The 19,633-nt window shown below is 66.5% G+C and carries 23 protein-coding genes and 1 pseudogene; 7 read left to right on the plus strand and 17 right to left on the minus strand.

Translation table 11 applies throughout. The annotated features are described in order from the left end of the window. Positions 1–336: bifunctional 2-polyprenyl-6-hydroxyphenol methylase/3-demethylubiquinol 3-O-methyltransferase UbiG (ubiG, locus tag ACMUOO_RS11370; RefSeq protein ID WP_413855279.1), on the plus strand; the 336-nt coding region annotated here is incomplete at its 5' end. On the opposite strand, the gene ACMUOO_RS11375 is transcribed toward ubiG, so the two are convergent. The 4 genes from ACMUOO_RS11375 to ACMUOO_RS11390 are packed head-to-tail and all read right to left on the minus strand — an operon-like array spanning position 333 to position 2,657. Next, complete coding sequence (locus ACMUOO_RS11375) at positions 333–773, minus strand: MarR family winged helix-turn-helix transcriptional regulator (protein ID WP_301919718.1); 441 nt, start codon at positions 771–773, stop codon at positions 333–335. The genes ubiG and ACMUOO_RS11375 overlap by 4 nt on opposite strands. 1 nt (position 774) lies before the next feature. Continuing rightward, entirely contained in the window at positions 775–1,605 is an 831-nt protein-coding gene (locus ACMUOO_RS11380; protein WP_301919848.1) for a carbon-nitrogen hydrolase family protein, read from the minus strand. Between the two features lie 4 nt (positions 1,606–1,609). Further along, positions 1,610–1,867 (minus strand): glutaredoxin 3, encoded by a 258-nt coding sequence (grxC, locus tag ACMUOO_RS11385; protein WP_301919719.1) that lies wholly within the window; start codon positions 1,865–1,867, stop codon positions 1,610–1,612. A gap of 40 nt (positions 1,868–1,907) precedes the next feature. Continuing rightward, positions 1,908–2,657, minus strand: coding sequence for a double zinc ribbon domain-containing protein (locus ACMUOO_RS11390; RefSeq protein ID WP_413855281.1), 750 nt, complete (start codon positions 2,655–2,657; stop codon positions 1,908–1,910). Between ACMUOO_RS11390 and ACMUOO_RS11395 the strand changes: the two genes are divergently transcribed. Both ACMUOO_RS11395 and hemH read left to right on the plus strand, forming a co-directional pair. Beyond that, a complete protein-coding gene (locus ACMUOO_RS11395) occupies positions 2,656–3,489 on the plus strand; it encodes a methyltransferase domain-containing protein (RefSeq protein WP_413855283.1) in 834 nt (277 codons plus the stop codon). The two genes, ACMUOO_RS11390 and ACMUOO_RS11395, sit on opposite strands and share 2 nt — an antisense overlap. 49 nt (positions 3,490–3,538) lie before the next feature. Further along, the gene (hemH, locus tag ACMUOO_RS11400) at positions 3,539–4,606 is read left to right on the plus strand and encodes a ferrochelatase (RefSeq protein WP_301919722.1); all 1,068 of its coding nucleotides are present in this window, start codon (positions 3,539–3,541) and stop codon (positions 4,604–4,606) included. Positions 4,607–4,678: 72 nt separating this feature from the next. Here the strand turns inward: hemH and ACMUOO_RS11405 are convergent, their stop codons facing one another. Both ACMUOO_RS11405 and ACMUOO_RS11410 read right to left on the minus strand, forming a co-directional pair. Then, entirely contained in the window at positions 4,679–4,855 is a 177-nt protein-coding gene (locus ACMUOO_RS11405; protein WP_291335524.1) for a hypothetical protein, read from the minus strand. A 139-nt stretch (positions 4,856–4,994) separates the two neighbouring features. Continuing rightward, complete coding sequence (locus tag ACMUOO_RS11410) at positions 4,995–5,603, minus strand: L,D-transpeptidase (RefSeq protein ID WP_301919723.1); 609 nt, start codon at positions 5,601–5,603, stop codon at positions 4,995–4,997. 219 nt (positions 5,604–5,822) lie between these two features. Between ACMUOO_RS11410 and ACMUOO_RS11415 the strand changes: the two genes are divergently transcribed. Continuing rightward, positions 5,823–6,332, plus strand: coding sequence for a CAP domain-containing protein (locus tag ACMUOO_RS11415; RefSeq protein WP_301919724.1), 510 nt, complete (start codon positions 5,823–5,825; stop codon positions 6,330–6,332). A gap of 35 nt (positions 6,333–6,367) precedes the next feature. Here the strand turns inward: ACMUOO_RS11415 and ACMUOO_RS11420 are convergent, their stop codons facing one another. From ACMUOO_RS11420 to ACMUOO_RS11460, 9 genes and pseudogenes are all read right to left on the minus strand, one after another. Next, positions 6,368–6,874 (minus strand): L,D-transpeptidase family protein, encoded by a 507-nt coding sequence (locus tag ACMUOO_RS11420; RefSeq protein ID WP_413855286.1) that lies wholly within the window; start codon positions 6,872–6,874, stop codon positions 6,368–6,370. A gap of 106 nt (positions 6,875–6,980) precedes the next feature. After that, positions 6,981–8,219: a class I SAM-dependent RNA methyltransferase gene (locus ACMUOO_RS11425; protein ID WP_301919725.1), complete on the minus strand. Its 1,239-nt coding sequence runs from the start codon at positions 8,217–8,219 to the stop codon at positions 6,981–6,983. Then, a complete protein-coding gene (locus tag ACMUOO_RS11430; RefSeq protein WP_413855288.1) occupies positions 8,216–10,048 on the minus strand; it encodes an ABC transporter ATP-binding protein in 1,833 nt (610 codons plus the stop codon). The genes ACMUOO_RS11425 and ACMUOO_RS11430 overlap by 4 nt, the downstream gene beginning before the upstream one ends. Continuing rightward, positions 10,045–10,812, minus strand: coding sequence for an ABC transporter ATP-binding protein (locus ACMUOO_RS11435; RefSeq protein WP_413855294.1), 768 nt, complete (start codon positions 10,810–10,812; stop codon positions 10,045–10,047). The genes ACMUOO_RS11430 and ACMUOO_RS11435 overlap by 4 nt, the downstream gene beginning before the upstream one ends. Before the next feature lie 168 nt (positions 10,813–10,980). Beyond that, positions 10,981–11,895: pseudogene (locus ACMUOO_RS11440) on the minus strand (ABC transporter transmembrane domain-containing protein); the annotation flags it as partial. Positions 11,896–11,951: 56 nt separating this feature from the next. Then, positions 11,952–12,548, minus strand: coding sequence for a LysE family translocator (locus ACMUOO_RS11445; protein WP_301919728.1), 597 nt, complete (start codon positions 12,546–12,548; stop codon positions 11,952–11,954). Between the two features lie 51 nt (positions 12,549–12,599). Continuing rightward, on the minus strand, positions 12,600–13,742 hold the full coding sequence (locus ACMUOO_RS11450; RefSeq protein WP_301919729.1) for a CCA tRNA nucleotidyltransferase: 1,143 nt from the start codon (positions 13,740–13,742) through the stop codon (positions 12,600–12,602). Then, entirely contained in the window at positions 13,739–14,341 is a 603-nt protein-coding gene (locus ACMUOO_RS11455; protein ID WP_301919730.1) for a CoA pyrophosphatase, read from the minus strand. Before ACMUOO_RS11455 ends, ACMUOO_RS11450 begins: the two co-directional genes overlap by 4 nt. Continuing rightward, on the minus strand, positions 14,328–15,329 hold the full coding sequence (locus ACMUOO_RS11460) for an Hsp33 family molecular chaperone HslO (RefSeq protein ID WP_301919731.1): 1,002 nt from the start codon (positions 15,327–15,329) through the stop codon (positions 14,328–14,330). The genes ACMUOO_RS11455 and ACMUOO_RS11460 overlap by 14 nt, the downstream gene beginning before the upstream one ends. 76 nt (positions 15,330–15,405) lie before the next feature. On the opposite strand from ACMUOO_RS11460, the gene ACMUOO_RS11465 reads away from it, so the two are divergent. Continuing rightward, positions 15,406–15,846, plus strand: coding sequence for an NUDIX hydrolase (locus ACMUOO_RS11465; RefSeq protein WP_301919732.1), 441 nt, complete (start codon positions 15,406–15,408; stop codon positions 15,844–15,846). 56 nt (positions 15,847–15,902) lie between these two features. Here ACMUOO_RS11465 and ACMUOO_RS11470 read toward each other — a convergent pair whose 3' ends face one another. Continuing rightward, on the minus strand, positions 15,903–17,183 hold the full coding sequence (locus ACMUOO_RS11470) for a PP2C family protein-serine/threonine phosphatase (RefSeq protein ID WP_301919733.1): 1,281 nt from the start codon (positions 17,181–17,183) through the stop codon (positions 15,903–15,905). A gap of 145 nt (positions 17,184–17,328) precedes the next feature. Here ACMUOO_RS11470 and ACMUOO_RS11475 point away from each other — a divergent pair, with 145 nt between their 5' ends. Next, complete coding sequence (locus ACMUOO_RS11475; RefSeq protein WP_301919734.1) at positions 17,329–17,691, plus strand: Hpt domain-containing protein; 363 nt, start codon at positions 17,329–17,331, stop codon at positions 17,689–17,691. Positions 17,692–17,697: 6 nt separating this feature from the next. On the opposite strand, the gene ilvA is transcribed toward ACMUOO_RS11475, so the two are convergent. Continuing rightward, positions 17,698–18,945, minus strand: coding sequence for a threonine ammonia-lyase IlvA (gene ilvA / locus ACMUOO_RS11480; RefSeq protein ID WP_301919735.1), 1,248 nt, complete (start codon positions 18,943–18,945; stop codon positions 17,698–17,700). A gap of 168 nt (positions 18,946–19,113) precedes the next feature. Between ilvA and ACMUOO_RS11485 the strand changes: the two genes are divergently transcribed. After that, a partial coding sequence (locus ACMUOO_RS11485; protein WP_413855292.1) for a hypothetical protein occupies positions 19,114–19,633 on the plus strand: 520 nt, incomplete at its 3' end.

Below are 19,633 nucleotides of genomic sequence, written 5' to 3' on the forward strand. Positions count from 1 at the left end.
GTCGAGCATGTGGCCGATCCGGCGGCATTCCTTTTGACGTGCCAGACGCTGATGAAACCCGGCGGCCTCATCGTCGCCTCCACCATCAACCGCAATCCCAAGAGCTTCATGATGGCGATCGTGGGCGCGGAATGGGTAATGCGATGGCTCCCCAAGGGCACCCACGACTGGGCGAAGTTCATCACGCCGGCAGAACTTGAAGGCTTCCTGCGGGGTGCCGCGCTCGATCCGGTGGACCGCAAGGGCTTCGTCTTCAACCCCGTCACCTGGACCTGGGCGATCTCGGACCGCGACCTGTCGGTGAACTACGTCATGGCGAGCGTGAACCGCGCCTAATCCTCGCCAAGCCGCAGGCGGATTTCCCGCAGGACCGGCAGGGCGGCACGAACCTTGTCGGCGCCGACGGAGCGGACCACGTCGCCCACGACCGGGGTGATTGCCGCAAGTGCCGCGTCGCGCGCCGACCGGCCGGCGGGGCTGATCGAGACGAACTTGCGTCGGGCGTCGTCCCAGTCGGGGCGGATGTGCACATGTCCCGCCCATTCCAGCTTGGCGAGCGTATTCGTCATTGCGCCACGGGTCACATGGAACACGTCGGCAAGCTGCGCGGGCGAGCGTTCGTCGTTCAGATACGCAAGATGGTTCAGGACGGCGAAGTGACTGAGCTCCATTCCCTTCGGCAGGGCCCGGCTGATGCGGTTCCGCACAAGCTGATCGGCCATGAACACTTCAGAGAAGAGTGCGACGGCGAGGGGATCGTCGGTATCCGCCATCTCATGGCCCCTCGAAATCACGGTCGTGGCTGAGCGAGGGCACCCGCGCGCGCGCCCGGTCCACCTCGGCGAGGGAGAGATCGACGAAGATCACCCCCACGTCTGTCCCGGCATCGACGAGGACCTCGCCCCAGGGCGAGACCGCGAGCGAATGGCCGTAGGTGCGCCGGGGCTTGCCGTTGTGGGCGGCGTGGGTCCCGGTCTGGGCCGGGGCGAGCACGTAGGCGCCGGTCTCGATCGCCCGGGCGCGGAGAAGCGAATGCCAATGCGCCGCACCGGTCGTGTCGTTGAAGGCGGCCGGAACGGTGAGAACCTGCGCTCCGGCCTGCGCGAGGCGGCGGTAGAGATGCGGGAAGCGTACGTCGTAGCAAATGGTGAGTCCGACGCGCGCGAAGGGCGTATCCGCAAGCACGGCCCGCGTCCCGGGCCGGTAACCGGACGATTCGCGGTATTGCTCGGTCTCCGACACGTTCACGTCGAACATGTGGATCTTGTCGTAGCGCGCCGCGACCGCACCGTCAGGCGCGACAAGGAATGAGCGGTTGGCAAGGCGCCCGTCTGCGTCATGCGTCAGCAAGCCGAGCGAGCCGACAAGCAGCCAGATGCCCCGCGCCGCAGCTTCTTCCCGGAGGGTGGCGAGCGTGACATCGTCTTCCTCGTGCCGCAGCACCGCGCGTTGGCGGGCCCGGTCGGACGAAAGGCAGTTCGTCACCTCCGGCGTCAGCACGAAACCCGCGCCACCCGCCACCGCCTCCCTCACCAATGACAGCGTCACCGGCAGGTTCGCCGCCGGATCGTCCGTCACCGAAAGTTGGAGGAGGGCCGCGCGCATCGGTTCAGGCCGCGAGAAGCGGGTCGAGCTTGCCCGACCGGTCGAGTGCGTGAAGGTCGTCGGATCCGCCGACATGGCGTTCTCCGATGAAGATCTGCGGCACGGTGTACCGCCCACTGGCGCGCTGCGTCATTTCGGCCCGCATCGCCGGATCGCGAGAGACGTCCGTCTCCTCGTAAGTGGCGCCCTTCTTGTCCAGAAGGCGCTTGGCGGCAAGGCAATAGGGGCACCAGGGTGTGGTGTAGATCTCGATGCGGGGCAAGTTCTGGCCTCAATCCGGAAGTCGCTGCGACTATAGGGATTTAGGCATCCTTCGCAACGCGCGCCAGTGTCACAACCGAAACGGATGCGGCGCCGGCTGCGATACAGGCTTCCGCCGCTCCGGCAAGTGTCGCGCCGGAGGTCATCACGTCATCGACGAGAAGCAGGTGCCGGCCCACCATCCGGTCGCGGCGACGCGGATGCACGCGGATCGCACCGGCGACGTTCGCGAAGCGCCCGTCGCGGTCGCGTCCGTCCTGGCTCTGCGTGCGACGCGTGCGCAGGAGCAGGTCGGGGCAGTGGTCGAGCCCAGCCTCCCGCGCCAGCGCCTTCGACAGAAGTGCGGACTGGTTGAAGCGCCTGCGAACGAGGCGGGTCCAGTGCAGCGGCACCGGCGCGATGAGCATGCCGTCGCGCAAGAGGGGTCGCGCCGCGCGATGCAGCCAGCCGCCGGCGGGACGGGCCAGGTCCAGCCGGTCGCCGTGCTTCAGCGCAAGGACAAGCTTTCGCGCATTGTCCCGGTAAAGAAGCGCCGACCGCCCCCTTTCCCACGGCCGCGCAACGGTCAGGCAGTCGTCGCAATACTCGGCCCGCCCCTCCTCCTCGCCCGGCAGCGGAGTGCCGCAGCGGTCGCAGACAAGCCCCGTGATGAAGGGCGTCTGCCGCCAGCACACGCCGCAGAGACCGAAGTCGCTGACCGTCGGGTCACCGCAGGAGATGCATTGCGGCGGAAAGAGAAGCTGGAGCGCGCTTTGCAATCCCGCGCGAAGCACCCTAGGGTCACCGATCATGTCCAATCCGCCGAAATTCACCGACCGTGCCGCCCTGTCCCGCAACCGTGCCCGCGCGCTGGCACAGGGCGCTGATCTCTTCCTGCACAAAGAGGCTGCCGCCGAAGCCGAGGAGAGACTGGGCGAGGTTAACAAAACGTTTACGGACCCTGCCGTGGTGACCGCGTTCCCGGCTCCCTGGACCGAGATACTGCCCGGCGCCCGTATCGTCGCCGATGACGAGATGCTGGCGCTCGACGAAGGCGCGCATGATCTGGTGGTCCATGCGCTGTCGCTGCATTGGTCGGGTGACCCGGTCGGACAGTTGATCCAGTGTCGGCGAGCGCTGCGTCCCGACGGGCTTTTCCTCGGCGTGCTTTTCGGCGGGCGGACGCTTTCGGAATTGCGTGCGGCACTCGCAGAGGCGGAAAGCCGGCTGACTGGCGGGCTTTCACTCCGCGTCCTGCCCATGGGCGAGATCCGCGACCTCGGCGCGCTTCTCCAGCGGGCGGGGTTCGCCCTGCCGGTCGCCGATTCGGTCAGGAAGACGGTGACCTATGCCACGATGTTCCACTTGATCGCGGACCTGCGCGCAATGGGCGAGGGCAATGCGCTGGCCGCCCGGTCGCGCCGGGCCACGGCGCGTGCGCTTTTTCCGACGGCCGCCGAAATCTATTCCGGCACCTTCCCGGCCGGCGGCGGCCGCGTTGCAGCGACCTTCGAGATGATCTGGCTGACCGGATGGGCGCCCGATGCCAGTCAGCCCAAGCCCCTGCGCCCCGGGTCGGCAGCGCAGCGGCTGGCGGACGCGCTTGGCGCGACGGAGACACCGCTCTCCCGCGCGGACGATTGACCGGCGCGATTTTCCCTCTATGTCGGACTAGCTTACCGAAGAGGATGCCATGGACGCCGAGACCGTTCGCCCAGGAGAGGGCCGCCTGACCCACGCCCCCGCCGACCACCCTCCGGTGATGAATGCCCGTATCGGCATCCTCGTGGCCAACCTCGGCACGCCGGACAACTACGACTACTGGTCGATGCGCCGCTATCTGTCGGAGTTCCTGTCCGACAAGCGGGTGATCGACTTCCCGGCCTGGAAGTGGCAGCCGCTCCTCCAGCTTGTCATCCTGTCGAAGCGTCCCTTCACCTCCGGCGCCAACTACAAGTCGATCTGGAATCACGACAAGGGCGAAAGCCCGCTGATGACGACCACGAAGGCGCAGGTGGCGAAGCTGCGCTCCGCCGTGTCCGCTCGCTACGGCGAGGGCGTGATGGTCGAGTTCTGCATGCGCTACGGCAATCCCTCGACCGAGAGCGTCGTGCGCCGCATGGTGGCGGCCGGCTGCGAGAAGATCGTCTTCCTGCCGCTCTATCCGCAATACGCCGGCGCCACCTCGGCCACCGCGAACGACCAGTTCTTTCGCGCGCTGATGAAGGAAAAGCGCCAACCTGCCGTCCGGACCGTGCCGGAGTATTTCGATCATCCCCTGTACATCGAGGCTCTGGCGCAATCGGTCGAGCGTGCATATTCCGGGCTGGAACACCGGCCCGACGTTCTGGTCGCCTCCTACCACGGGATGCCGAAGCGCTACCTGATGGAAGGCGACCCCTACCACTGCCAGTGCCAGAAGACCTCTCGTCTCTTGCGAGAAAGGCTGGGCTGGGCCCAGGGCTCGATCGACACGACCTTCCAGTCCGTCTTCGGCAGAGAGGAGTGGCTGCGGCCCTACACGGTCGAGCATGTGGCGGAGCTTGCAAGCGCCGGCAGGAAGCGCATTGCGGTCATCTCGCCAGCCTTCTCGGCCGATTGCATCGAGACGCTGGAGGAGATTCAGGGAGAAATCCGCGAGGCCTTCGAGCACGCTGGCGGGGAGGAGTTCACCTATATCCCCTGCCTGAATGACGACGACGCACATATCGTCGCCCTGATGGCAGTGCTTGGGGCGAACCTTGCCGGATGGGCGGTTTAGGCATTCGGCGCGCGAAATGAAAAAGGCGGTGGATATCCACCGCCCTTTCCATTCCGGCCGAAGCCGGGAATATCAGTTGCTGGCAGCAGCGGCGACGAGCACCAGGAGCAGCAGCGGAACGATCAGGCCACCGTTCGAGGACGACGCGGCCTGTTCGACAGGGGCCGGCTCCATGACGGGTTCCACGCCACCGGCGAAAGCCGAGGTAGCAGCGAGGGAAAGGGCAGCGGCGAGCGCGAGCTTCTTCATCTAACTCTCCATTTTCACCGCGACAGATGGATAAGCGAGGTCGTCGCGGCAGTCAAAACACCTCGGATTCCCACTACCTCAGATAGCTCGTTTTGTGCAACGAACCCGTCTCTGCGCAACGAAAGTTTTGCCCGTATCGTCAAATTAGCAACACCTGTGTGCCCACTTTGGTGAGCGAATAAAGCTCGGCAATGTGCTCATTATACAACCCGATACAACCATTGGACGAACGCCGGCCTATCTTCCGCGTGTCGTGCGTACCGTGGATGCGATAAAACTCCCACGAAAGATAAAGCGCGTGGGTTCCAAGCGGGTTATCCGGACCGGGGCCGACGTAGTCGGGCCACTCCGGATTGCGAACCTTCATCGCAGGTGTCGGCCGCCACTCCGGCCCGACCACCTTCTTGACGATCGCCGTGCGTCCACGGCGCGTCAGGTCCTCGGTCAGGGGCACGCTCGTCGGATAGAGCCGGTAGACGGTCTGGTCCTCGGACCAGAAGTGCAGCGCCCGCGAAGTGGTGTCGACGAGAACGGCACCGTTCTTCGTGTCCGAAAAGTAGGGCTGCCATTGCAACGAGCGGAAGCTCGATATGTTGCGGCGGATGTTTGAGTTGAGGTCGTTCTCGAACTCGGTCGTGCCGGCGCCGCTCTGCGCGAGAACGGGAGCGGCGAGCGCGCTTCCGACCGCTGCGGCGGCGGTGCCGATGAGTGTGCGGCGGCTTAGGCCGCGGGTGGTATTGATGCTCATCCTCTTGGGTCCCGGTCTGAAGATCCGTGTCTTTCGTGATTGCTCGGCGCCACGAAACGGCCGCACAACCCAAGCCATTCTACTCGGACGTGATGCCTTCCTCAATTCACTCTCGTGTCAGCCGCCGTTTGCGTCCTGCCGCCGACGCGCAAGTTGGCGTTTGAACAGTGGCGGATGACGCTGTAAAGGACGGGTCTGCAAAAATCCGAAGGTTGCGAGATGATCCGTCGATTGACCCTGTGCCTTGCTGCGGCTCTTGCACTTGCCGGCTGTGTGACGACACCGCCTCAGTTGGGGCCGGACGGTCGGCCGCTGCCGCAGGCCTACATGATCAAGCCGGGCGACGAGGGTCGGATCACTTATTCCATGGTCGATTCCGTCAACTCGCTGCGCTCCGCCGCTGGCGCCGCCCCGCTGACGCTGAACCCCCTCCTGACGGCCGCTGCCGCCACGCATTCGCGCGACATGGCGGTGCAGAACCGGCCATGGCATTTCGGTTCCGATGGGTCGTCTCCGCTTCTGCGTGTGCAACGGACCGGCTACCAGGGCCGGATGCTCGGAGAGAACATCTCGGAGACCTACGAGACCGAACTTGAAACATTGTCGGCTTGGATGGAATTGCCCGACACCCGTGCGGTGATCCTCGATCCCGCCGCGCGGGATGTCGGTTTCGCCTGGTTCCAGGAGCCGGGCGGCAAGATCTGGTGGACGCTGGTTACCGGCGGCTAAAGCGTCGCCGTGCTTGAACTTTTTGCCGCGCGGCCTTACGGCAGGATGAAGATCGGCGTGCCGATCCGCACCATCGCGTAGATCATTTCCATTTCGCGGTCCTTCACGGCGATGCAGCCGGCGGTCCAGTCCCGCCCCCGCCCCCGGTTCTTTCGTGCGCGGCCGTGAATGAAGATGTCGCTGCCGGGCAGCTTGCCCTCGGCCTCTGCCCGCGCGACGTCCTCTTCGTTCGGGTAGGAGATGCCGAGCGAAAGGTGAAAGGTGCTGTCGGGGTTCTGACGGTCGATGTAGTAGAGCCCTTCCGGCGTCTTGCCGTCGCCCTCGAACCGCTTCGGCCCGACCGGGTTGCCGCCGAGCGCGATGCGGTAGTGCTTCACGACATTCGTGCCGCTGACCAGATACATCCGGCGCTTGGCCTTGTGGACGACAATCTGCGTTATCTCCGGCCCGGCATAGGCCCGGAACTTGGATCGGGCAGCGGCGGGCAGGGCAGCCCCCACCATACCGATTGCGGCGGTCGTCAGAAATGTCCTGCGTCTCATCTCGCGTGCGCTGCCCCTCGGTCCTCGCCGTTCCGGCTTTTGACGAGGGAGGATACATCTCTCCGCCATCGGCCGGAAGTCGGCGCCTTTCTGCCGATCCCATGCCTCACGATCCTGTGATCACCCGACTGAGACGCGCCGCAAGCTCGACGTGCGGGGACCAGCGGAACTGATCCACCACCTGCACCCAGTCGAGCACGAAGCCCGCGGCGAGGAGAATGCGCGCGTCGCGGGCGAAGGAGACCGGGTTGCAGGAGACCGCGGCAACAACGGCAATGCGCGATGCCGCAATTGCGCGCATCTGCGCTTCGGCCCCGGCCCGGGGCGGGTCGATCACCACGGCGTCAAAGCCCTTCATCTGGTCGGGCAGAAGGGGTCGCCGGAAGAGATCGCGCGCCTCGGTCGTCACGCGGCGCAGGCCCGGCGTCTGCCGCCAGCCAGCGTCGAGCGCCGCGAGCATTGCCGCGTCGCCCTCCACCGCGTGCACCTCGCGCCGGTCGGCGAGTGGCAGGGTGAAGGTCCCGGCCCCCGCAAAGAGGTCGGCGACCCGCCGCGCCGGTCCAACCGCGTCGCATACGGCGGACAGGAGCGCCGCCTCGCCCTCGGCCGTGGCCTGAAGAAAGGCGCCAGGTGGCGGCACGACGTGCGCGGCGCCGAAACGCTGAATGACGGGGCGACGGGCCGCGATCACCTGACCCCCCCATGTCAGGCGTGCGAAGTCGACGCGCCCGGCGACGCCAGAAAGGGCCGAAAACAGGCTCTGATCCAGCGGCTTTCCGCTCGAAACGGCCAGATCGAGCCCCGCTTCGCCGTGCGTCAGCGCCAGCGCCACCTCGCCCTTCCGCGATGCGCCGAGCGCTGTGATTTCGGCAAGCGCCGGCAACGCCGTCATGAGACCGGGGTGCAGCAGTTTGCATCCCGGCACCTCGACGATCGTCCCCGAGGCACGTCCGTGGAAACCGACAATTGCCCCGGACTTAGTGCGTCGCCCGGCCAGCGTCGCCCTCCGGCGCGAGCGTGGCGGCGAGGTCACTACGGGACGAAAAGGGGCGGCGATCCCCTGCGCGGCAAGTGCAGTACGAACCACATCCTCTTTCCAGCGCGCCACCAAGGAATTCGAGGCATGCATCAACGCGCACCCCCCGCAGGCGCGGTAGTGCGGGCATGGCGCCGTCACCCGGTCGGGAGAGGGCGTCACGATCTTCGGCGCGGCCATGCGCCCGTCGGTGACCTCGCCCTCCACCACCTCGCCCGGCAGCGCCATGGGCACGAAGACCGGGTCTCCGTCCGGCTCCCGCGCGATCCCGTCGCCGAGGTGGCCGAGCCGCTCGACCGTCAACCTCACTCCGCCGCCTCTTCGGTGCCGATGAACCCGCCAGACTGCCTGTTCCAGTAGCGCGCATAGAGCCCGCCCCGGGCGAGAAGTTCCGCGTGCGTCCCCTCCTCGACCAGCCGGCCGTCGTCCAGCACCACGATCCGGTCCATCTCGGCGATGGTGGAGAGCCGGTGCGCGATGGCGAGCACGGTCTTGCCCTGCATCACCCGGTGCAGCGCCCCCTGGATTGCTGCCTCCACCTCGCTGTCGAGCGCGGAGGTTGCCTCGTCGAGGACAAGGATCGGCGCGTCTTTTATGAACGCGCGGGCCAGCGCGATGCGCTGCCGTTGCCCGCCGGACAGTTTCACCCCGCGTTCGCCGAGGTGGGCATCATACCCGGTGCGGCCCTTGTGGTCCTGGAGTGTGCGGATGAAATCGTCGGCCTCGGCGGCGCGCGCGGCCGCCACCATCTGCTCCTCGCTCGCGTCGGGCCGGCCATAGAGGATGTTGTCGCGGGCAGAGCGGTTGAACATCGCGGTCTCCTGCGTGACCATGCCGATCTGGCGGCGCAGGCTTTCCTGCGTCACGCCGCGCACGTCCTTGCCATCGACGAGAATCCGCCCCTCTTCGGCGTCGTAGAGCCTGAGCAGCAATGCGACGAGCGTGGATTTCCCGGCGCCCGAAGCTCCGACGATCCCGAGCTTTTCGCCCGGCCGGACCGTCAGGGTGATATGGTCGAGGCCTCCGGCGCGGCGGCCGTAGGCGAAGCTCACATCCTCGAACCGGATCTCGCCGGTCACGCGGCCCAGCACGCCGGCACCCGGGGCATCGGTGAGGGTGTGGGGCGGTGTCAGCGTATGCATCCCGTCCTCCACCTCGCCGATGGAGCCGTAGATCGACATGAGCGCGAAGCTGACCCACCCGGTCATCTGCGCGATGCGGATCGCGATCGTCCCTGCGGCGGCGATATCGCCGGTGGTCGCCTGCCCTTCAGCCCAGAGCAGGACCGACCCGCCGATCAGGATCAGCGGCAGCAGGCCCGCGAGGATCATCAGCGACAGCCGGAACCAGGCGGACAAGACGCCGAAGTCGAGCGCCGTGTCGCGGAAGCCCGCCATGGCACGAAGCGCGGCCTTGTCCTCGTGTTCGGCGTGGGCGAAGAGCTTCACCGTCTTGATGTTGGTGATCGTGTCCACGACCTGCCCCGTCACCATCGCGCGCGCGCCCGCCCGCGCGGCGGACTTGCCCCGCACCTTGGGCAGGAAGGCGCGGATGAGGAGCAGATAGGCTGCAATCCAGAGGCCGAGCGCCGCCGCCATCCAGCCATCGACCGTCACGAGGAACGCAACGGAGCCCGCAAGCGAGGCGAGCGCGAAGGCCACGGTGTTGATCGTTTCGCTCGCCACGTCGGTGACGGCACGCGCGGCCTGCATCTGCTTCTGCGCGATGCGCCCGGCGAAATCGTTGTCGAAGAAGGTCACCGCATGGCCCATCGTCCAGCGGTGCAGCCGCGACAGCACCAGCGGCAGAACATTCGGCTGCACGACGATGGAGTTCGAGGCCGCCGAAAGGCCGAAAGCGATCGGGCGCAGGACGACAAGAAAGATCGCGAAGCCGGCGAGCAGCGGCCAGTGATCGGCCAGGATGGTTGCCGGGCTCCCGGATTGCGCCGCGTCGACTATGGCGCCAAGGAACCAGGCCGTCACGACCTCCATTACCCCGGCAATCGCCGAAAGAACGGCGGCGAGCGTCAGCGGCCCCCAGGCACCCGAGAGGCACCATAGGAAGAAGCGACCGAGCGACTGCGGCGGCGGGCCCTCCGCCGGACGGAAGGCGTCGATCAGATCGCCGGCCCTCATTCAGCCGCCTCCGCCTCGTCGGTGCCGATGAAGCCGCCCGACTGCCGGTTCCAGAAGCGGGCGTAGAGGCCCCCCCTCGCAAGAAGCTCCTCGTGGCTTCCGTGCTCGGCCACCTTGCCGTCGTCGAGCACGACGATCCGGTCCATCCGCGCGATCGTCGAGAGCCGGTGGGCGATGGCGATCACCGTCTTTCCCTCCATCACGCCATAGAGCGTTTCCTGTATAGCCGCCTCCACCTCACTGTCGAGGGCGGAGGTCGCCTCGTCCAGAACGAGGATCGGCGCGTCCTTCAGGATCACGCGGGCAAGCGCCACGCGCTGCCGCTGACCGCCCGACAGCTTCACCCCGCGCTCGCCCACCTCCGCGTCATAGCCCTTGCGCCCCGCAGGATCGGTGAGCTGGAGAATGAAGTCATGCGCCTCGGCCCGACGGGCAGCCTCCACCATCTCGCCCTCGGTCGCGCCGGGACGGCCATAGAGAATGTTGTCGCGCACCGAGCGGTGAAGGAGCGAACTGTCCTGCTGCACCATCCCGATCCGCCGGCGCAGACTGTCCTGCGTCACCCCCGTGATGTCCTGTCCGTCAATCAGAATGCGGCCGGCCTCCGGGTCATAGAAACGCAAAAGCAGCTTTACCAGGGTCGATTTTCCCGACCCGGACCGGCCGACGAGGCCGATTTTTTCGCCTGGCCGGATCGTCAGGCTCACCCGGTCGAGCCCCCCGAAGCCGCGGCCGTAGTGGTGGCTCAGCCCTTCGGTCTCGATCCGGCCCTCGCGGAACTCGAGCGGGCACGCGGCGGGCCCGTCCACCAGCCCGATCGGCTGGGCGATGGTCTCCATCCCCTCGGCGACGACACCGAGCGACTGGACGAGGTTCGTCATTGCCCACATGATCCAATAGGTCATCGAGTTGAGCCGAAGCACCAGCGCCGACGCTGCCGCGACGGTGCCGACCGTGGCCTGGCCCCGGTACCAGAGGTAGGTCGCCAACGCGGTGGCCGACACTATCAACGCGCCGTTGAGCATCGTCAGCACCACGTCCATCCTGGTTATGATGCGCATCTCGCGGGCGAAGGTCGCGCGAAGGTTCTCGATCGATTCGCCCACATATGCGATCTCCCGGTCGTCATGGGCGAACATCTTGACCGAGTGAATGTTGGTGAAGCTGTCCACCACCCGGCCGGTCACAGAGGATCGCGCGTCCGAAGACGCCATCGATGCCGGACCGGCGCGCCGCACCGTCCAGCGCATCAGCGCAAGATACAGTGCCGCCCAGATCAGGAGCGGCACCATCAGGCGGGAATCCGCATTCCCGAGCAGGATGACCGCCCCGACGAGCGTTGTCAGGGCGAATGCAACGGCGTCGAAAACCTGGAACACCGCGTCGCCGGCCGCGGGCGGCGTCTGCATCAGTCGGTTCGCAATGCGCCCGGCAAAATCGTTCTCGAACCAGCCGACCGACTGGCGCAGCACATGGCGGATCGCGCGCCAGCGGAAGAGTGCCCCGTAGTTGACGAGGATCGTGTTGTGCAGGAGCGCCACGTCTATCCCCGAAACGATCGGGCGTACGAAGAGGACCACCAGCGCCGCAATGGCAAACTCTGTCCCGTGGGTCTTCATCACGTCGGCGGGCGCGCCCTGGGAGAGGAGGTCCACCATCCGCCCGACATACCAGATCAACGCCACGTCGAGAGCCGCCGAGACGCACTTCAGCGCCGCGGTCACCATAAACACGCCGCGGAACGGTCGCGAATACTCCATCAGGAAGGGAAGGAGCCGCTGCGGCGGCGCGTCCTTCTCTTCGTAGACGACATAGGGATCGACAAGGTTCTCGAAGAACCTGAACATAGCGGCGCCTTTCGGGTTGCCGGCCGGATATACATCAGACCGGTCGAAAGGGAAACTCAGTGCCGGATGAGCTCAACGACGGACAGGGCGATCAGGCCGGCCATGACCAGGTTGAAGACCCTGAGCCGCCGCGCGGTCGTGAGCCACCGCGCGATTGCCTGCCCGGCGTAGGTCCAGGTCGCCGACGAGCTGAGCCCGAGCGTCATGAAGGTCGCGGCCACCGCGGCGGCCGTGACCAAAGGCGCCTCCGGCAGGATGAACTGTGAGGTCGCGGCAATCGCCATCGACCAAGCCTTCGGGTTCACCCACTGGAACGCCATAGCCTGATGGAAGCGCAGCGGATGCGCGCCTTCGCTTTTCGACCCGATTCCACCCGAACGGGCAATCTTCCATGCGATCCAGAGCAGCAAGGCGGCACCGCCCCAGCGCAGGCCCTCGCGCAGGAGCGCGCTGGCCTGGAAGATCCCTCCGAGCGCCAGACCGACGATCAGCAGCATCAGCGGGAAACCCAGCGCGACACCGAGAAGATGCGGCAGGGTCCGGCGAAAGCCGAAATTCGCGCCGGAGGCCGCAAGCATGGCGTTGTTCGGCCCCGGCGTGAACAGCGTGGCGACGGCGAGTGCGAGGAGCGCAGGAAAAGTGTCGGGGGTCATGGCGGTGAGTCCGGGGCCGGTGGCCAATTTGCCGTGTAAGGGAGCGAGCCTTCAAGCGAGCAATTGTTCCCGTGACAATCGGAAGCCAGAGGCGATCCAGCGGTCCTCGAGCACCTTCAGCCGTTCGCCCAGTGCAGCGCCGGACAGGCCCGGCATGAGGTCTGCGGCGCGGAGCGGGAAGCGCGCCGCGGCGCCTTCGGCCACGGCCTCCTCCCAGCCTGTCGGCAGCGCGGTGCCGAGGCTCGCACTGCGCAGAAGGACCGTGTCGCGTGCCGCCTCCGCACCGTGCCGATACGCGATCTCAGCCGGCGAGGCGCCTTCGCCGAGGCACTCGAGCAGCGTCGCAAGCCGCCGCCCCTCGGCGCGCGAAAGCCGCAGGCGATCTTCGGCCTCCGATCCGCCCAGCACCGCAAGCCGGCGGATCCACTCCGGCGCATAGGGTGGTTCGAGATGGACGAGAGGCCCGAGTGCGGTCGGATCCGCCCCCGGGAGGACCCGCGCGAGCACCCCGGTGGCCCGCATCGCGGCCAGAGCAGGCGCCGGGTCGGGCGCGGCCAGAAGCCGGCGCATCTCGTGGCCGATCCTTTCACGTGAAAGCGTGTCTAATCCGGCCGAATTCGCGCCGCAGGCTGCCAGCGCCGCCTCATCCATCCCGGCTTCGGCATCGCCGTACCAGGCATGGAAGCGGAAAAAGCGCAGGATGCGGAGATAGTCCTCGCGGATGCGCGCATCGGCATCGCCCACGAAGCGGACGCGGCGCGCCATGAGGTCGGGAAGCCCGCCGATCGGATCGACGATGCGCCCCGCCGCGTCGGCATAGAGCGCGTTCATGGTGAAGTCCCGTCGCGCCGCGTCCTCTTCGACACACGTCGAAAAGGCGACGGTTGCGTGGCGCCCGAAGGTCTCCACGTCACGCCGGAAGGTCGTCACCTCGTGCGGGACGCCTTGGACGACGACCGTGACCGTGCCGTGCTCAACCCCCGTCGGCACGACCTTCAGCCCGGCCGCGCGCGCGACATCTGTCACCCGATCCGGCACCGCATCCGTTGCAATATCGATATCCGCGACCGACTTGCCCAGAAGCGCGTTGCGCACGCAGCCGCCAACCAGGAACGCCAGGTGCCCTGCATCCGTCAGAAGGTGCAGCACCTGCTGCAGCCCCTCGTCCTTCAGCCACGCATCGGTGATCCTCATTCCGCCATCCGGTCCGCAAGCGCCCTGAGAATACGCGCGGTGGCGCCCCAGATGTAATAGGGCCCGTAAGGCACGGCGTAGTAGCGCCGCACCTGTCCGCGCCACGGCCGGCCCTCGATCCGGTACCGGGCCGGGTTAGCGGCGTGGGAGAGTGGGACCGAGAAGACCTCTTCGACCTCGCCGGCTTCGGGAACCGGCGTGAAGTCTCCGCGGATGCGGGCGAAGACCGGGGTCACGAGAAAGCCTGTCACTGTCTCATGCGCCTCGGCGCGGCCGAGGACTTCGACCTGCCGGCGGGGAAGGCCGATCTCCTCCTCCGCCTCGCGAAGCGCGGCGGCAACGGCATCGGCGTCGCCCGCGTCGACCTTTCCGCCGGGGAAGGCGATCTGGCCGGGATGATGCTTCAGCCGCGAGGAACGCTTTGTGAGGATCACTTCCACCCCGCGCGGCCCGGCTTGCAGCGCAACCAGCACCCCCGCAGCGCACAGCACCCGGTCGTCCGGCAGTTGGGTGCCGGGATTGAGGTCATAGTCCGAGGTGGGCCGCCCCGGCCGGGCGAGCGCCGCAAGGACCGGGGCGAGCGGATCAGCCGGCTTCATCGGGGCTCTTCGCCGCATCGAAGCCGAGCGTCGCCGGATCAAACTCGTAGTGCGCGCCGCAGAACTGGCAGTCGGCTGTGACGATGCCTGCCTCGGTCGTCATGTGCCGGATATCCTTGGCCGAGTAGATCGAAAGCGACTCGCGCACCCGCTCCGACGAGCAGGAGCAACCGAAATGCACCGATTGCGCATCGAAGACCCGCGGGCCCTCCTCGTGGAAGAGCCGCACCAGCAGGTCGGTGGGCGTCACCCTTGGCCCGATCAGTTCCATGTCTTCAACCGTATCAAGGAGCAGGTTGGAGCGCGCCCAGTTCTCCCCATCCTCGCCGTCGAGAATATCGCCAGGAGCAAGCAGGCCGCCCTCGCCGCTGCCGCCTTCGTTCGCCACGAACGGCGATGCCTTCGGCATGTGCTGCAGCATTACGCCGCCGGCTCGCCAGCTTTCGGTGCCACCCGGCAGGCGCGACTTGCCGAAGCTCAGTGCGAAGCGCGTTGGAAGCTGCTCCGACTGCGCGAAATACGTCTCTGCGCAAGCAGAAAGCGAGCCCCCGGCCAGCGGCGTGATTCCCTGGTACGGTGTCGTTCCCGGCCCCTGGTCGAGCAGAACCGCCAGATAGCCATTGCCTATCTGCGGGAATCCGGGCCCGTCTGCGTCGAGCCGATCTGCATCGAAGGAAGCCCAGGCGCGCATCCGCGCACTTCCGCCGCTTTCCGCCGGCGCATAGTAATCGGTGGCAATGATCCGCACCGGCCCGTCGCCCCGGACCTGGAGCGACAGCTTCCAGCGCAGTTTGATCGTCTGCCCGATGAGCGCGGTCAGAAGCGCCGCTTCGGCCACCAGCGCCTCGATCACGACCGGGTAGTTGTGCTGCGCGAGAACGCGGTCCAGCACGCCATCGAGCCGTGCAACCCGTCCGCGGATGTCGGACCGGTCAAGCTGAAACGGAAGGACGGTATCGTCCCAGGCGATCATCGACAGGCTTGTCATGGGGTTTCCTCGGCGCTTGCGCCCTGCCATACCGCGTGAATATGGGGACGACAACCCGGAGGCCAAGAGAGGCGCTATGATCAGACGGTTCGGGGAACCGCTGGTGCGGGGGCAAAGCTACCGGATACGGCACGGCGTCTATGCCGTGCTGCCGCACGGGCGCGACGTGCTCCTGACCCACCAGGCGGAGCCGGAGCCGGAGTTCCAGTTGCCCGGTGGCGGCATCGATCCGGGCGAGTCGCCGCTCCGGGCACTGCACCGGGAGGTCTTCGAGGAAACCGGCTGGTCGATCGCGGCGCCACGCCGGATCGGGGCGTTCCGCCGGTTCGTCTACATGCCGGAATACGATCGCTGGGCAGAGAAGCTTTGCACGATATACCTCGCGCGCCCGGTGCGACGGCTCGGCAGACCCTCGGAGCCCGGCCACGAAGCCGTCTGGATGCCGCTGGGTGCCGCCTGCCGGATGCTTGGCAATGCTGGCGACCGGCATTTCGCGCGCGCTGTTGCGAGCATTTGACCGACCGCCAAATTGACCTGACCTGACCCTCGCCATCGCAACGAAGGCCCGCGAGGCTAGGCGCCGCCGAACTCGAACACGATTGCCGAGACATCGTCCTCGAGCGACGCGCCCGGCGCCAATTCCTGGCTGAGCAGCCAGAACAGGTCGTCAACGAACTCCCCCGCCAGTCCGCCCGCTGCGGCCTTTTGCGCGATGCGTACCAGGCCTTGCGGCTCCAGCATGCTGCCGTCCTTCAGCCGACACTCGGTGAGACCGTCGCTATAGAACATCAGACGCTCGCCGCGGTCGAGCGTGACATCGAACTGACTCCAACCGACATCGGCGAACATGCCAATCGGCATGCCGCCATCGCCGAGGAATTCGGCCGTGCCGTCGGTCCTGAGAAGCAGCGGATGCGGATGCCCGCACTGGACCATCCGGACCGAACCCGTGAAAAGGTCGGCCACGCCGTAGACCATCGTGAAGTACTCATCGATTCCGGTATCGTTGGTCATCCGCGCGTTCAATGCCGCAGCCACGTCCGGCGGTTTGCGAAGACCGTAGAAGTGCCATTGACGCGGCTCCATCGCGATGTTCTGGGCGAAGTTCGTCGGCGACAGATAGCTCGCGAGCCGTGCCGTGAGGAGCGCGGCGGTAATGCCGTGGCCCGAGACATCGAGGCTGTAGAAGCCGACTTGGTTGAATCCGGGCGTAAAGAGTCCGACAAGATCGCCGCCGATATGGCCGCTTGGCTTGAGAAGCAGGCCGAAACGCGATGCGCCGAACGACTTGGCCCTTTCCGGCACGAGCGATTCCTGGATCTTCTTCGCCTGGATGAGGTCCCGGTTGATCGAATCGTAGACGCACCGAAGCTCGGCCAGGGTGTCTGACAGCAGGCGGTTCTTCTCCGTCAGCTCCCGCTCCATTCTGAGGATGCGTTCTCCCGCCGCAATCCGCGCGCGCAGTTCGTCGCCGCTGACCGGCTTGGTGAGGAAATCGTCTGCCCCGCCCTCCAGGCCGCGGGCGATCTCGGCGGTTTCCGTCTTGGACGTGAGCAGGATGAAGTAGACGTAACGTGTGCTGACGCGCGCGCGCAGTGTCTGGCAGAACTCGATCCCGGTCATGCCGGGCATCATCCAGTCCGAGATGACGAGGTCCGGCGGCTCCACGTCGCAGAGCAGGAGCGCATCTTCGGCGGTTCCCGCCTCCATGACTGCAAAGCCGGAACGGGCAAGCTGCGCCGACAGGATCTTGCGCTGCAGGCGGCTGTCGTCGACCACGAGAACGCGGCAGACCGCCCGGGCCGGAGCCACGAGCGATTCCTTGTCTGCCAACTTCGCCTCTGACTGAGACATTGCCTCTGACTGCACCGCACTCCATCGGCCATTTAGCCGTCGCGGCGTTAACAGGCGTTGAACGTCGAAGTGTCAGGCGCCTCGGGACGGATTAACGGCTGCGAAACGAGGCCGGCCTATGCTGCGGGTGCCAAAGGGGTGGCTAATGGTGGTCAAGATGATGATTGATTGGGAACGCACGAACGAGCTTTGCGCTGAGATCGGCAGCGACGGCTTCGCCGAGATCGTTGAACTGTTTCTGGACGAGGTCGAAGGCGTGGTTCGGCGCCTGAGCAAGCAGCCGGATCCATCGCGGTTCGAGGCGGATCTGCACTTTCTCAAGGGTGGCGCCTGGAACCTCGGCTTCGCAGCGTTTGGTGCGCTGTGTCAGGACGGTGAGCGAGAAGCGGCGGGCGGGCGGCCCGACGAGGTGGACGCGGCAAAGATCGTCGCGGCCTACTACGCCTCGAAGGCGGAGTTCATGGCCGGCCTAGCTGCCCTCGGCGAACGGGACGGCCACGCGGCGTGACGCTCCTCAGACGAGGAATTCGGCGAGGGCATCGTCGTCGGTGATGTCGCGATAGCTGAACGCGGCCTCGTCCATCTTGCGGATGAGGGCCGCGAAACTGTCTGCCGACTTCGTCTCGATGCCGATGAGGACCGAGCCGAAGTTCCGGGCCGACTTCTTGAGATACTCGAATCGGGCAATGTCGTCGTCGGGTCCGAGCATCGCAAGGAATTCGCGCAGGGCGCCGGGACGTTGCGGCATGCGCAGGATGAAATACTTCTTCAATCCCGCGTAGCGCTGGGCTCGCTCCTTCACCTCAGGCAGGCGCTCGAAGTCGAAGTTGCCGCCCGAGGTCACGCAGACGATCCGCCGCCCCCGGATGACGTCGGCGAGGTCCGGCAGGACATCGACCGAAAGGGCACCGGCCGGTTCGAGGACGATGCCCTCGACGTTGAGCATATCGAGCATGGTGATGCAGATCCGGTCCTCGGGCGCGGCGAGCACCTGCGCCGCGCGAATCGCCTTGAGGCGCGCAAACGGCCGTGCACCGATTCGCGCCACCGCGGCGCCGTCGACAAAACTATTCACGCGCTTCAGCGTTACCGGTTCACCCGCTGCCACCGCCGCGGCGAGGCTCGCACCACCGAGCGGCTCGGCGAAGCGGAAGTCGGTCATCGGCGCGATTTCCGCGAAGACGCCCGTAACCCCGGCGGAAAGCCCACCGCCACCAACGGGCACCACCACCAGATCTGGAGGCTCCGGCAGTTGATCGAGTATCTCCACCGCGACGCTCGCCTGCCCCTCGATCACGTCGTCATCGTCAAAGGGCGACAGGAACCGCGCCGTGGCCTTCCCACAGAAGTCCTGTGCGGCTGCCAGCGTGCGGTCGAAGTAGTCGCCGACGAGTCGGATTTCGACACTGTTCCCGCCGAACATGCGTGTCTTGTCGATCTTCTGCTGCGGCGTCGTCACCGGCATGAATATGGTGCCCCGCACACCGAAATGACGGCAGGCGTAGGCCATCCCCTGCGCATGGTTGCCAGCACTCGCACAGACGAAATGTGCCTGACCTGGATCGGCGGCGCGGGCCTTGCGCATCGCCGTGAAGGCGCCGCGCAGCTTGTAGCTGCGCACCGGGGTCAGATCCTCGCGTTTCAGCCAGATCTCTGCGCCGTAGCGGGCGGAGAGATGCTCGTTTCGCTGCAGCGGCGTCGCGGGGAAGACTTCGCGCAACGCCTCGGTCGCTGCGCGCGCACGCTGAGTGAATTCGCCCATGCCGCCCTCCGAAGTCAGATCGAGCCCCTGCGACGGGGTGCCAAGGTTTCAGGGCAAAGTCCACCGCCACGGTGACAAGACCGCCATAGTTCTGCCATGGAATCTTCGCCTATTCGCTTTCGGGGGTCTGCGCCGCGCCATCGCGTGCGATATCTGGAGGCAGTGCATATGATCCGCGCAAAGACACTCGTAACTGCAATGGCGCTCTCTGCCCTGATGCTCGGGCCGCTTGCACCGATCTCCTTCGAGTTCGGCGTCGCACCCGCCTTTGCGAAAGGCAATGGCAGCGGAAACGGGGGAGGCAACGGCGGGGGAAAGGGTGGGAACGCCGGCGGCAGGGCCGACAACGGCAAGGCCAAGGCCGGCGGCAAGGCGAAGGGGGCCGGAGACGTGGCCAAGGCTTCAGCCGCGACTGCGGTGACCACGACGACCGACACCGCATCGATCGTCGAGCCAGTAGAGCCCGCCCCCAATGCGCATGGGAAGATGGCCTCGGAACTGAAGGGTCTGAACGCCTTCCACGCGAGCGAGACGGCGTTTGCGAACGCCAGCCCGAACAGCCAGGTTGGCCGGATCGCCGTGTACCGCGAGGCAGCGCTGGGGACGATTGCTGCCGGCGATGCGGCCGAGGAAGCCGCAGCCGCGCTTGAGCAAGCAGCCGCGGCGCTATCCGCAAGCGAACAGGCGC

Origin of the sequence: Albidovulum sp., from assembly GCF_041919395.1 — a bacterium.
GTDB lineage: Bacteria > Pseudomonadota > Alphaproteobacteria > Rhodobacterales > Rhodobacteraceae > Albidovulum.